The sequence below is a fragment of the Streptomyces sp. TLI_171 genome, assembly GCF_003610255.1.
In the GTDB taxonomy this organism is placed as follows: domain Bacteria; phylum Actinomycetota; class Actinomycetes; order Streptomycetales; family Streptomycetaceae; genus Kitasatospora.
This window is the reverse complement of record NZ_RAPS01000001.1, coordinates 5,925,901-5,938,332: the sequence shown is the minus strand read 5'-3', so window position 1 is coordinate 5,938,332 and position 12,432 is coordinate 5,925,901. Positions and strand designations below refer to the sequence as shown.

Here is a 12,432-nt window from a genome sequence, read left to right as displayed (position 1 = left end):
GGCGAACTGGGTTCCACGCCCCATCGGAAGGGCGCGCAAGCAGCCACGGCAGCACCCCGCGCAGGGGTCGCCCAAGGGGCAGCACCACGGAGAGTCGGGACTCGACCACCAGGTGCGATACGGAAACGTACGTTACTTGTGCGGCTGTATCAAGTCTGGGCTACAGTTGTCTCAACACCGCCCCGACCGCCACGCAGGAGAGCATGTGCCACGCCAGTTCGACGGCAAGCGCGTCCGCGCGGCCCGGCGGGGCAAGGACCTCAGCCAGAAGCAGCTGGCCGACGTGGTGCGCGTCAGCGCACCCACCGTCGCGCGCTGGGAGAACGGCCAGGATTTCCCCAAGGGCGAGAAGCTTCCCGGGATCGCAGCCGCGCTCGGCCAGCCCCTCGACGTCCTCTTCCCCCACGACGGCCCGCGGGACCTACAGCTGTTGAGGTGCGATGCCGGCCTCAGCGTGGCGCAGGCCGCCGAGGCCATCCACGCGACCCGCGTGCCGGTGGCCAACGCCGAGTCCGGGAGACGAAGACTGAGCGAGGCGTACGCGGAGCAGCTCGCGTCGGCGTACGGGGTGACGCTGGAGGCGCTGCTGGCCGCGCAGGACGTCTCGTTCGGCATTCTGCCCAAGGCGGCCAGCAGCCGGGATTCCGCGCCCCGCACGGTCGGGGAGAAGATCAACTATCTCCTGCAGTACGGGTATCCGGACCAGGAGGGACCCTCCGACGAGGAAATCGCTCGGGCCGTCAATGATCACGCAGGCGCGGCGGTCGTCACCGCTGACGACATCGTTGCCCTTCGCTCAGGCGCCACGTCAGGGGCTTCCGAGGTGGTGCGCGCCGGCCTGGCCGAAGCTCTCCAGGTCGACGTCGCCCTCTTCCAGGACGACGCCGAACTGAACCCCACCGCACGGGAGTTCCTAGAATCACTCCGCTTCCTCGGCTCGATCCACGGGGGCCAGATCCTCGGTCTGGCCGCCCGCGGCAACAGCGAGGGCCTGTCGCCCGAGATGATGGCCACCCTCAACTCCCTCGTCGGACAGCTGAAGCACAAGCTCCCCGATACGGACGGGGACTGAGGCCGGCGGCCAGCGGCCCTTGCGCCCGTCGTAGCCCCACAGCTACGTGCACGCCCGGATCGGATCCTTCAGCGCTTCTCAGCCCGCATAGAGACGGCGAAGGGGCTTCGGCACCAACCCGTAGAGGGTGTGGTGCCGAAGCCCCTTCGCCGTTCCCGGTCCTACCGGGTAGCCGCCTGCGCAAGGACGGCGCCCCGGACTTACGCTGCTTCGAGGTCGACGCCGAGCAGCTCCGAGAGCGCGGCCACCGTCTGCGCGGGGTCCTGGTTGTGCACCCCCGCGAGGCCGAGCTCCTCCGCCGCACGCACGTACGCCTCGGTGTCGTCGACGAAGACGCACTCCTCTGCCGGCAGGTCCATCGACTTGAGCGCGATCTCGAAGAGCGCCGCGTCGGGCTTGCGGAGTAGGTGGTGCTCGGAGATCACCACGGCGTCGTACAGGCTCTCCAGCTCGTACCCGGCGTACAGGTCCCACGGTGCGAGACCCACGCTGTTGGACAGGATGCCGACCTTGATGCCGGCGCGCCGGGCCGCTGCGGCGGCGTCGATGATCCGCGGCTCAGGCCGGAGGTCGCCGAAGATGCGGCCCATCAGGTTGTCCGGGGACACGCCCAGCATCGCGCCGGCGAACTCGTTCCACGCAACCTGGCTGACCGCTCCGCGCTCCAGGTCGCTGGTGATCCGGACGCCCTCCGGATCCTTGTACAGGGCCGTCAGGCAGGCGCCCTGGGGCAGCCCCTCACGCGCTTCGAAGGCCAGCACTGCGGGCAGCAGGGGCGTGGTGAGCACCCCGCCGAAATCGAGGATGAGCCCGGTACGACGGCGGTTGGACATGCAGAAACTCCATTACTGAGATCTCGGACGTCCATCCAGACGGGACGACGTCGCGGGCCCGGCCCCTGGGCAGCGGCGACAACAGCTGCACTCCTCGGCCAGGCTTGCCTATATAGCGGAACAATGCCTACCAGTCCGCCCAGCCCACCATACCAGACCGGCTTGCACGGCGGGCAGTGCCGAATCTCACTCGCCAACTCTAAATCGGCTTGAATTCGGCCTTTCTTGAGAGCGAGCCAATATCTCCGGCATGGTTTTCCTTCAGGTGGGAGTAAACTGTGCTGACCCGCACCAGCCACGCGGCTTCACTGTCGGTGTCAACGAATGGCTTCTCTCGCAAAGAGGAGGTGGCGTGAGGGCTAGCTGGCCCGGCATCAGCAGCCCGGAGCGCCCCTTTGATCCAATACGCCTCGGCGGCCGGATCAGGATCGGGATGTGACGCGAAAATATCTTCCGCCTCGAACATCAGATTACGCGGCGCGTAATAGCGCAGCCTTTCGCAGGCATCGGCGATGTCCTGCGTCCACCGGTCCAAGCGGACATCAACAGGGACTCTCGTGTATACGATTTCGGTGAACCGGCCCCCAGGCGGGTACAAGCTTGTGCCCGGGAATGCCTTCACCAGATCGAACCAGAGCGGATAGATCCTGCGAAGCGTCTGCCACATCTTCACCTTGGACGCCACTGCACGAGTTGTAGGAATGCTGGCGCCTACGGCGACTACCAAAAACAGTAGATCCATCCATATCGCCGTGGCATCCACGAGAAACTGCACCGTGGAGTGATCCAAGGGGAATGCCACCGCAGTCCACAGGATCGCGATTCTGGCCGATGTGTGAGCCAGGCCCATCCACATCGAGACCCCCATTAGCCCCAGCCCGACGCGCATACTTGCACTCTCGGCCTGCCGCGCCGCCCTCGTCCATTGGTATCCGCAGATGGCGGTGGTGACAAATGGAAACAAGTAGAAGACGGTCATGTATAGGGCAGTTCCCCATTGCCCAGCATGGTCGATGAGGAAGTTCTGACTTGGCGTCGGGCGCTGCACCACGGTGAAGAACAAGATCGCCATAAGGGCTACGCCTACAGCCCCAGCCCTATAGGACGCACGGGCGATGCAGCGGGCTATCGCCACATGGCGGGGCACGGCCGCCGCCGAACTCCTCCCGTAGCTGGTAGCCACGTAGGTTAGTGCTGACACGATCGCCGCAGTGCTGGCGAAATGCCTCAGCAGGGCGCTCAAGTCGACCACAGGAATTCTGTCCGCCGCCGCCATCGCCACCGGGGTATAAAGCCACAGGGCCACGGCGAATCCCGCATAGCCGCCCCAGAGCGCCCTGCGGTGAGAGTCACCGTACCGAACCGCCGGGAACCGCCATACGGCGATGGCGGTCATCACCACTGCGGTTAAGTATGAAAATAATCAGACATTTCATCGGCAACTATCTAAATGGCTGCAACTTCATCGCCCGGAACGGCAGATAGATGCGGACCAGATTGTCAATGGCGTTACGGCCGAACATGGCGGAGGCCGTCAAGGATTAGGATTAAAACTGAAATTGCACCCTCGGGGAAGCTAAATGTGACGTTGCGGCGGGGCAACCGGATGGACCAGCGAAGACTCCAGAAGGCTGACCAGGTCATCCCCTGCAACCGGCTGGCGCCGCCCCAGCCGCTTAATCAGCGAGGCTGAAATCTCGGCCTGCTTCTCCTCCGGGCTGTCGAAATCCACACGCCCCTGGACTAGGGCCATCGGGAAACGGCGGAGGACTTCGTGCCGGATGCGCTCAGGGACATACCGCTCGATTTCAGCCGGCGACAGGGAAGTTCCATGATCCAACCACTCGTGTGCGAGTTCATGGAGGATGATGTGCTCAGTTTGATTGCGGCTCGAACGGCGCCGATAAAGAACAATCGTGAAGTCGGGCGCTTTGACCCGCAGGCCGCATGCCGTACCCAAGCCGCCATCAGGGTCCTCTAGCGGCACCAGTCGGATCTCGCGCCCCAGCGCGACCTCCATGTTCCGCACCAGACCCTCGACGCTAAACGGGGCAGGTACGGGAAGATCGGCGATCAGCTTCTGACACTCTCGCACGAGGGCACGCTGCGAGGGGTCCCTACGCCAACGCATGATCGCTCCAGTTAACAGCCAGCCCCGACCTGGTTCTCGCATGTGGGGCACCAACGGCCAGGACCCTGAATCAGCACACCCGATGGTCGGTCGAGTGCCTCGCCTGGCCGTTTGATCGTACAAGGATGAAAGGGGAAGCGCGAAGGCTGAGCGTGTTGTGAAGGTCACTACGGGCGATGCGCCACCCCGGGGCGTGAAGATCAAAATCAGGCGATACGCCCATGGCGATCTTGAGTCCCTGGAAGCCAGCCGCCTCCTCATGCTTGCGCGGCCGGGACGGCTGACAACAAAGGCAGCGGAACCCGGGCTGACCCCGCCCCTCGGCACCAGGCATCAGCCTGGATCGATGGAGAGCTTGAGCACCTTGTCGCGATCTACGGGCACCCCACACCCCCCAGCCTGGCGTTGATCTTGATCAATTTCCCTTAGGCTACTTGAACCTGAATAGACGTCAGTCAGCTGGAGGGTTTCGGCATGGGTGTGGGGCAGAGCGATTGGGTGGTTGCGGCTGCGGACCAGGTGATCGCCGAGGCCAAACGCCGTGGCGGGGCTCCGCTGGTGTGCGCGTCAGGGGTCTCCCCGTCGGGCCCGATCCACCTGGGCAACCTGCGCGAGCTTCTGGTGCCGCACTTCGTCGCGGACGAGCTGCGCCGTCGGGGTTTGGAGTGCCGGCATCTGCTCTCCTGGGACGACTACGACCGGCTGCGGAAGATCCCGGCCGGGGTGCCGGAGAGCTGGGCGGAGCACATCGGTCGGCCGCTGACCGCGGTGCCCGACCCGTGCGGGCAGCACGAGAACTGGGCGGAGCACTTCAAGGCCCCGCTTCGCGCGGCGCTGGCGGCGCTGGGCGTCGAGGTCGACGAGATCAGCCAGACCCAGATGTACACCTCCGGCGCGTATCGCGAGCAGATCGTGCACGCGATGCGGCAGCGGCAGCGGCAGCGGATCGACGCGGTTCTCGGCCGGTACCGGACGAAGAAGGCCGCCGGGGCGGAGCTGGAGCAGGACGACGAGGAGGCCGCGTCGGCCGCCGGTAGCGACTACTACCCGTACCGGCCGTACTGCGAAGTCTGCGGCCGCGACTCCACCACCGTGGTCGCCTTCGACGACGAGAGCACGCGGATGGACTACCGGTGCGAGTGCGGGCACCAGGGCGGGTTCGCGCTGTCCGAGGAGGACGGCGGCAAGCTGGTCTGGAAGGTGGACTGGCCGATGCGCTGGAAGTTCGAGGGGGTCACCTTCGAGGCCGGCGGTGTCGACCACTCCTCTCCGGGGTCGAGTTTCGCGGTCGGCTCGCAGCTGGTGCGCGAGGTCTTCGACGGGCAGCCGCCGTCCTACCTCGGGTACGCCTTCGTCGGCATCAGCGGCATGGCGAAGATGTCCAGCTCGAAGGGCGGGGTGGTGACTCCGGCCGACCTCCTGGCGGTGCTGGAGCCGCCGATGCTGCGCTGGCTGTACGTCCGCCGCCAGCCCCGGCAAGCCATCACGGTCGCGATGGGCCAGGAGATCCAGCGGACGTACGACGAGTGGGATGCGCTCGGGCAGAAGTTGGCGGCCGGGACAGCGTCGGAGGCCGAGGCCGCGGCCCAGACCCGCGCCGTCGGTCCGGCGGCCGGGCCGCTGCCGACGACTCCCCGGCCGCTGCCGTTCCGGCTGCTGGCCGCCGCGGCGGACGTCGCCGCGGGCGACCCGGTGCAGACGCTGCGGATCCTGCGGGACGCCACCGTCGAGGAGCCGCTGGCGAACTTGGAGGAGGCCCGGCCGAGGCTGGACCGCGCCCAGGCGTGGACGGAGACCCTCCCGGCCGAGGAGCGCACGCAGGTGCGCACGGAGCCGGACGCGGAGCGGCTGGAGGCGCTGGAGCCGGTTCAGCGGGAGGCGTTGAAGCTCCTGCTGGACGGCCTGGAGGAGCACTGGTCGCTGCCGGGGCTGACGGCGCTGGTGTACGGCGTGCCCAAGCTCCAGGCGGGTCTGCCGCTGGACGCTCCGGCGACGCCTGAGCTCAAGGTGGCCCAGCGGGAGCTGTTCGTGCTGCTGTACGAGCTGCTGGTGGGCCGGGACACCGGGCCGCGGCTGCCGACCCTGCTGCTGGCGCTCGGCCCGGAGCGGCTGCGGTCGCTGCTGTCGCTCGCGTAGCGGGCGGTTGAACGTCGCGGGGCGGCTCGGAGCGGTGTGCTCCGGGCCGCCCCCTCGGGTTCAGGCGGTCGGGAGGAGTCCGGCGCGGGTGAGGATCTCGTCGGCGATGTCGGCGGCCGGGCGGTGTTCGGTGTCGAGGTGGTCGGCGAACTCCGGGCGGTGCAGGGCGTCCAGGCAGCGTTCGACCTGGTTACCCTCCCAGCTGAGCGGGCCCCACTTGTCCGGGCCTTCTCCGCGTTCGCGTAGGCGGGCGCGGATGGTGGCGGCGGGGGCGAGCAGGGTGAAGTGGTGCACGCGGTGGCCGGCTTCGCGCAGCGGGCGGACGATCTGGTCGAAGACGGGCGTGCGGGCGATGGTCATGGGGACGACGACGAGGCGGTCGTAGTGCCGGGCCGCCTGGTCGAGCATGCGCCAGGTGAGCGGCGGCCAGAGCGGCTCCAGCTCGAACTCCTCGTGCCGCAGGTCCGCGGGGAGCTGCTTCCAGAGCATGTGGCCGATGTCCTCGGGGTTGATGACCAGGGTGTCGGGCCGCCGTTGGGCGATCAGGCCGACGGTCGTGGTTTTGCCGACGCCGAAGGGGCCGTTCACGAAGAGGATCACGTTGGGGGCCTTTGGTCGGTGGGTCAGAAGAGTTCGACGTACCGGTTCGGGTAGGTGTGGGCGTCGTGGCGCAGGACCAGGACGGTGTAGCGCTGGTGGGTGCGCAGGGTGTTGGTGGCGTGCTTGACCTGGCGCAGGCGGTCGAGCATGGCGGTGCGGACGGTGAGGTCGGTGCCGCCGCTCTGATCGAGGACGCGGTCGACGGTGGAGCGGCAGTAGTGCTCGATGGCGTCGGCGCTCTCGGGGGTGAGGGTGTGGTCGGCCTGGTGGAGGACGTCGAGGCCGGCGAAGAGGGCGAGGGCCTGGTCGCGGTTCTCCATGGGGCTGGTGATGCCGAAGACGTCGCGGCGGACGGCGGCGGCGTGCTCGGGCAGCGCTTCGGGGGCCCAGAAGGGGGAGGCGAGGATGTAGCCGTCGGGAGCCAGGAGGTTCAGCAGGCGGCGGGCCATGGCGGGCGGGTCGGGGAAGAAGCCGAGGGCGGCGCCGACGGCGATGTGGGTGAAGGGGTGGTCGGAGGTGTAGGTGGTGCCGTCGGCCTGGTGGTAGGTGAGGTTCAGGGACGGGTCGAGGAGCTGGTGGTTGTAGCGGGCGAGGGCGACGGAGTCGGCGCTGAGGTCGAAGCCGGTGGCGGTGCAGCCGGTGAGGCGGGCGAGTTCGCGGCTGGTGAAGCCGGTGGTGCAGGCGACGTCGAGGAGGTGGTGGTGCCGGCCCAGGCGGGAGTGCAGGGCCCAGGTGCTGAGGGTGGCGTGGGCTCCGGGCATGACGTTGGTCTGGTTGACCATGGCGACGAAGTCGGGGTAACTGGCGGCCCAGACCTCCTCGGCGGTGCGGGGGATCGAGGGCAGGGGCCAGCGGGTGATGGCGGACGCGGCGGCGGTGGCGGTCATGGGGTCCTCTCGGTGGCGTGGTGCGGGGCTCGGCGCTGGGCGGGCAGGAGGTGGGTGGGGTGGAGGCCGGCGAGGCGGGTGACGCTCATGCCGAAGCCGACGCACGGGGGCAGGCCGCTGTCGTACAGGTCGACGACCTGCTGGTAGCAGCGGTGGGCGAGGTGGCGGTCCGCGGCGAACTGAGCGGCGAAGGCGGCGGCGAGGCGGTGCGGGTCGCGTTCGTTGGCGGCGATCTCGGCGAGTTCGAGTCCGTCGGCGTAGAGCCAGACCCGTTGGGCCTGGCGGCCGGTGCCGGCGATGAGGGGTGAGGCGGGGCCGGGGATGTCGGTGATCGCGGTGAAGCCGCGCAGGTGCTGGCGGACGCTGTGGCGCCACAGGCGGCGGGCGAGGTGGTCCGGGTCGTCGGTGTGCTGGGCGGTGTAGGGGATGCGTTCGGCGGCGAGCGCGCGGACGGCGGTCCCGTCGGCGGGGTGGATGCCGGTGATGGCGGCGAAGGCGTGGTCGAAGGTGCGGTGGACCAGCGGGGCAGTGAGGGCGGTGGTGTTGGTGACGAGGTCGGCGAGGCGGGCGGTGGCCTGCGGCAGGGTGAGGTCGGCCGCGTACGCCTCCAGCATCACGAACTCGACTGCGGGTCGGCCTCGTTGGCCTTCGTTGCGGAAGCTCGGGCCGATCTCGTAGCAGCGGGTGGTCCCGGCGGCGATGGTGGCGAGGAGGTCGAGTTCGCTGGTGACGCGCAGGTACTGGTGCTGTCCGGCGGCGTGGGCCCAGGTGGTGAACGGCCGGGCGGCGCCGCCGAAGTAGCCATTGGTGAGGATGGGGGTGATCGTTTCCTGGAAGCCGCTCGCGGCGAGGTGCGCTCGCAGCGGCTCCAGCACCGGAGTCAGGAGCATGGAGGGCGGCGGCGGCACGGGGGCGCCGCTCTCGTGCAGGTCGAGGTGCTCGACGAAGAGGGTGGGCTGGCCGGTGCGGCTGGTGGAGCAGGTGCCGCGGGCGGCGACCAGGTCACCGGTGTGCAGCCCGGCCGCAGCGGCGGGGTCAAGGGCGAGTTGGGCGGTGCGGCCGTCCCAGGCGAGGTCGGCGAACGCGCTCTTGCGGTGGACGCGGACCGCGGTGATACGCCCGGCCAGCAGGAGCTGCCGACCCGGGGTCGGCCAAGTCGCCCAGTCGGCCAGCGGCAGCGGGGCGGTGCCGCGCGGACGGGCGGTGGCGGAGCTGCGGGGCGGCGGGGCGAGCGGGTCGTCGGGGCCGGTGAGGGTGAGCAGCAGGTGGACGGGGTCGTCGGTGCGCGGGTCGAGGAGCCAGGCGGTGCGCCGCAGCAGGTCACGGTGCTGCTCGCCGCGGGTTTCGGGCAGCAGTCGCAGCAGGTGGAGGACGGCGGCGGTGCGCAGGGCGGTGAGCTGGCAGGGGATGGTGGCGCTGAAGGTCTGGGCGGCGGCGGCCAGGCGGGCGGGGTCGGCCGGTCCGTGCGGCCAGGGCGGTTGCCCGGGTTCGGCGGCGGCGGCGAGCGCGTGGTGGAGGACGTCGAGTTCGCGCGGTCCGCGGGTGCCGGGGGCGCTGTGGAGGAGGACGGCTTGGTGGGGTCCGTGGTCGAGGAGGCGGGCGATGCCGGCCAGCAGCTGGTCGGCACCGTCGGCGGGGTGCTCGGTGAACAGGACGGCGGCGGCGCTGAGCAGTTCAGCGGGCGCGTCCCACCGGGTGGGGGTGCCGCTGGAGTGGGTGCGGGCGATGGCGGCGGCGAGCGCGGTGGTGTCGGTGCTCGCGCTCCCCGCTTCGCTCGTGTGGGTGAGCCACCAGGTGACGGGCGGGTCGTCGGGGTGGAGCGGGGCGACGAACTTCTTGGCCTCGGCGGTCTGCTGGGCGTGGGCGGTGTTGTAGGGGGTGCCGGCCGCCTGGTGGGCGGCGCGGATGCGCTCGCGGACGGCGGGGGCGATCACCGTGCCCCTGGGGGTGGCGTGCCGGTCGAAGGAGTGGACGGGCTGCAGGAGGAGGAAGGTGGTGGTCGACCCGCGGGTGGAGCGCGGGGAGGTGTCCGGGTAGCAGGGGGCGAAGGCGATCAGGAACCAGCGGACTCCGGCCAGGTGCAGCCACCAACCGTCGGTGCCGGCCCCGGCGAGCGCGGCGGCCGGGTCGGCGCCGATCGCGACCAGCAGGCCGGTGACGGCCTGGCGGACCGTGTCGGCCAGGACCTCGATCGTGGAGCCGAGGCCGGGGTCGGTGAGCTGGAGGAGGAGTCCGTCGACTTCCTCGGCCTCGATCCGGCGCGCGAGGTCGGCGACCGCGGCCCCGGCGGCGAGGCCCGCGTCGTAGGGCCGGGTGCCGGTGTACGCCGGGACGGTCTCGATGCGGGCGCGGGCGGCGAACAGGCACGCCGAGGCGCTCTGGATGGTGCGGAAGCCGTCGTCAGCCACGGGCGCCGACCGCCCATGCGTCGAGGTGGCTGCGCGAGGGCAGTGGGCCGTCCCCGCCCTGGTACTTGCCCGCGTACAGGTCGGCGATCTCGCCGTACGTGGTCCAGAAGGTCACCTGGGCCAGCGGCATGCCGGCAACGAGCACCACGGGCAAGGTGGCGTAGAGCTGCAGGGTGGAGTGCCCGAAGAAGCCGAGGTCGATCAAGTCGGCGGTGACGTGCGCGAAGGCTCCGCAGCGGGCGAAGCCGCTCTTGGCGTGTATGAGCGGTACGAAGGTGTCGCTGCCGAGCTGCTCGGCGGTCTCGCCCAGGACGAACTCCCCGGGCTCCATCGGGTAGCCGTCGGCGGGGATCTCGAAGTATTCGACCTCCGGCTCGTGCAGGGGGTCGAGGACCTGGCCGGGGCGGTACCTCGCCAGGCGGCGGCCCAGGGTCAGGTCGTAGCTGTTGGTGGTGCAGCGTGCCGGGTCGAAGGGCGTGATCCGGATGCGGCCGGCGGTGACTTCCTGCGCGATCTGGGCTCCGGTGAGGATCACGGCGTCACTCCGATCTGCGGTTCGCAGGCGTGGTTGAAGCGGGCGTAGGTGGCCGGGCTCGGGTCGAGGCGGCCGGTGTTGTGCCAGAAGCTGACCTGGCCGGCCACCATCCCGGGGCGCAGGCGGGTGGGCAGGGCCGCGAGGATCTCCAGCGTCCAGCGGTGGCAGGAGGTGGTGTGCCCGAGGTCGGCGCTGAGCTGGAGGAACAGGCCGCGCCGTCCGTTGCTGCTGCATCCGATCAGCCGCATCGCGAACCGGCTGCTGCCGATGACTTCCTCGGTGTGCCCCAGGTACATCCGGTGCGGCTCCAGGATGAAGCCGGCGTCCGGCAGGTCGACGTCCCTCCACCCGCCGTCCTCGAAGACCTTGAGTCCGCGGCCGAGGTGGTAGTTGATCGAGTTGGGGTTGACGCCGGCCACGTCGTACGGGGAGAAGGTGATCTCGCCCGAGTCGACGGCGTTCCGGATCGCGTCGCCGGTCAGGATCACCGGGCACCCCTTTCCTCGACGGCGACGGGCAGGGCGGTGGCGGAACGGATCACCTGTGAGGGCTTCCACTGCGTTCCGTCCGCGACTCGGAGGCGGACACCTCGGCGTGCGACGGCGCGCAGCACGGCGGCGCCTTCCATGCGGGCCAGCGCGGCACCGAAGCAGGCGTGCGGGCCGTGGCCGAAGCCGACGTGCCGGTTGGGCCGCCGGTCGAGCCGGAACGCCTCCGGTTCCTCGAACACCTCGGGGTCGCGGTTCGCCGATGCCTGCAGGAGGATCAACCGCCTGCCCGCCGGCACCGGGACGCCGAAGACCTCGCAGTCCGCCGCCGCGGTGCGGGCGGTGATCTGGGCGGGGCCGTCCAGGCGCAGCACCTCCTCGACGAACGCGCCGGCCGCGTCGGCGGAGTCGGCTACGAGCGGTGTCAGGTCCGGGTGTTGTGCGAGGGCGCGCAGGATGCCGCCGATCAGTCCCGTCGTCGTCTCGTGGCCCCCTACGAGCAGGGTGATCAGGTTGGCGACGGCCTCCTCGCGGGTGAGGCGCTGGCCGTGTTCCTCTGCTTCCACCAGCGCCGAGACGATGTCGTCGGCGCGCTCGGCGCGGCGCTGCTCGACACGCTCGGAGAAGTACGCCCACAGCCGACTCCACCCGTCGGCGAGCCGCAGCTCCTGGTCCTCGTTGAGCGTCGGCTCGGTGAGCAGGAGGACGTCGTCGACCCACCGCACCAGGAGGTCGCGGTCCTCTCGGGGAACGCCCAACAGCGTGCAGATCGTGCTCACCGGCAAGGGCTCGGCGACCTCCCGCGCCGCGTCCCCGCCACCGGCCGCCACGAAGCGCGACACCAGTTCCTCGGCCTCCGCTTCGAGACGCGGGGCGAGGGCTGCGATGCGGCGCGGTGTGAACGCCTTCGCCAACAGCCCTCTCAGCCGGGGGTGCTGGGGTGCGTCCGAGTAGAGCACCCACGACTTCACGGGCTCCAGCACGGAGCGCAGGCCCAGGTCGATCTCCTGGAGCATCCCGGCGGCGGTCGGCGCGCACAGGAAGTTCGGATCCCGCAGCAGGTGGCGGACCTCCCGGAAGCGCGGGAACACGAGTCTTCCGCTGCCCAGATCGGGACAGTCGACGACCTGCGGCCCGCTGGCCAGTGTTGAGAGCGCGGGCACCCGCTGGGGCCCCTCTGTCAGGGCGGTTAAGACGGTTTTCTCGTCCATGGGCTTTCTCCCCTCTGCCGGAAGCGCGCAGGACGAGGTGCGTGCGGCATCAACCCGGCTGTGGTGCAACGGAGTTCGAACGGCCGACGAGCGGCACTCGACCAACTGCGCGGTGCACGCTCCCACTTCGG

General features: G+C 69.8%; 11 protein-coding genes. 2 read left to right on the top strand and 9 right to left on the bottom strand.

The window, feature by feature from the left end; translation table 11 throughout:
• The first annotated feature begins 205 nt into the window (after nt 1-205).
• Nucleotides 206-1,072, top strand: coding sequence for a helix-turn-helix transcriptional regulator (locus tag BX266_RS26710; RefSeq protein ID WP_099903868.1), 867 nt, complete (start codon nt 206-208; stop codon nt 1,070-1,072).
• Nucleotides 1,073-1,272: 200 nt separating this feature from the next.
• Here BX266_RS26710 and BX266_RS26705 read toward each other — a convergent pair whose 3' ends face one another.
• The 3 genes from BX266_RS26705 to BX266_RS26695 all read right to left on the bottom strand — a co-directional run bounded on the left by BX266_RS26705 (nt 1,273) and on the right by BX266_RS26695 (nt 3,925).
• Nucleotides 1,273-1,905, bottom strand: a complete 633-nt coding sequence (locus tag BX266_RS26705; RefSeq protein ID WP_099903867.1) for an HAD-IA family hydrolase — start codon at nt 1,903-1,905, stop codon at nt 1,273-1,275.
• Between the two features lie 199 nt (nt 1,906-2,104).
• Nucleotides 2,105-3,304 carry an MAB_1171c family putative transporter gene (locus BX266_RS26700; RefSeq protein ID WP_310794841.1) on the bottom strand — a complete coding sequence of 400 codons (1,200 nt, stop codon included), beginning with the start codon at nt 3,302-3,304 and terminating at the stop codon, nt 2,105-2,107.
• Between the two features lie 177 nt (nt 3,305-3,481).
• Complete coding sequence (locus tag BX266_RS26695; RefSeq protein WP_259464863.1) at nt 3,482-3,925, bottom strand: hypothetical protein; 444 nt, start codon at nt 3,923-3,925, stop codon at nt 3,482-3,484.
• A 585-nt stretch (nt 3,926-4,510) separates the two neighbouring features.
• Here BX266_RS26695 and lysS point away from each other — a divergent pair.
• A complete protein-coding gene (gene lysS / locus BX266_RS26690; RefSeq protein ID WP_099903861.1) occupies nt 4,511-6,172 on the top strand; it encodes a lysine--tRNA ligase in 1,662 nt (553 codons plus the stop codon).
• A 60-nt stretch (nt 6,173-6,232) separates the two neighbouring features.
• On the opposite strand, the gene BX266_RS38885 is transcribed toward lysS, so the two are convergent.
• Genes BX266_RS38885 through BX266_RS26660 form a run of 6 tightly spaced genes read right to left on the bottom strand, consistent with a single transcriptional unit; the run spans nt 6,233 to nt 12,301 of the window.
• Nucleotides 6,233-6,772, bottom strand: coding sequence for an AAA family ATPase (locus BX266_RS38885; RefSeq protein WP_099903859.1), 540 nt, complete (start codon nt 6,770-6,772; stop codon nt 6,233-6,235).
• Between the two features lie 23 nt (nt 6,773-6,795).
• Nucleotides 6,796-7,659 (bottom strand): bifunctional 2-polyprenyl-6-hydroxyphenol methylase/3-demethylubiquinol 3-O-methyltransferase UbiG, encoded by an 864-nt coding sequence (locus BX266_RS26680; RefSeq protein ID WP_099903857.1) that lies wholly within the window; start codon nt 7,657-7,659, stop codon nt 6,796-6,798.
• Nucleotides 7,656-10,067, bottom strand: coding sequence for an amino acid--tRNA ligase-related protein (locus BX266_RS26675; RefSeq protein ID WP_099903855.1), 2,412 nt, complete (start codon nt 10,065-10,067; stop codon nt 7,656-7,658). The genes BX266_RS26680 and BX266_RS26675 overlap by 4 nt, the downstream gene beginning before the upstream one ends.
• Nucleotides 10,060-10,602: a dCTP deaminase gene (gene dcd / locus BX266_RS26670; RefSeq protein ID WP_099903853.1), complete on the bottom strand. Its 543-nt coding sequence runs from the start codon at nt 10,600-10,602 to the stop codon at nt 10,060-10,062. Before dcd ends, BX266_RS26675 begins: the two co-directional genes overlap by 8 nt.
• A complete protein-coding gene (locus BX266_RS26665) occupies nt 10,599-11,090 on the bottom strand; it encodes a dCTP deaminase domain-containing protein (protein WP_099903851.1) in 492 nt (163 codons plus the stop codon). The genes dcd and BX266_RS26665 overlap by 4 nt, the downstream gene beginning before the upstream one ends.
• Nucleotides 11,087-12,301, bottom strand: a complete 1,215-nt coding sequence (locus BX266_RS26660) for a cytochrome P450 (protein ID WP_143686996.1) — start codon at nt 12,299-12,301, stop codon at nt 11,087-11,089. The genes BX266_RS26665 and BX266_RS26660 overlap by 4 nt, the downstream gene beginning before the upstream one ends.
• Nucleotides 12,302-12,432: the final 131 nt, after the last annotated feature.

What these genes read in the sequence shown, in the direction of transcription:
- BX266_RS26705 (WP_099903867.1), bottom strand. Translation starts at nt 1,905, where the DNA reads ATGTCCAACCGCCGTCGTACCGGGCTCATCCTCGATTTCGGCGGGGTG.
- BX266_RS26695 (WP_259464863.1), bottom strand. Translation starts at nt 3,925, where the DNA reads ATGGAGGTCGCGCTGGGGCGCGAGATCCGACTGGTGCCGCTAGAGGAC.
- lysS (WP_099903861.1), top strand. Translation starts at nt 4,511, where the DNA reads ATGGGTGTGGGGCAGAGCGATTGGGTGGTTGCGGCTGCGGACCAGGTG.
- BX266_RS26680 (WP_099903857.1), bottom strand. Translation starts at nt 7,659, where the DNA reads ATGACCGCCACCGCCGCCGCGTCCGCCATCACCCGCTGGCCCCTGCCC.
- BX266_RS26660 (WP_143686996.1), bottom strand. Translation starts at nt 12,301, where the DNA reads ATGGACGAGAAAACCGTCTTAACCGCCCTGACAGAGGGGCCCCAGCGG.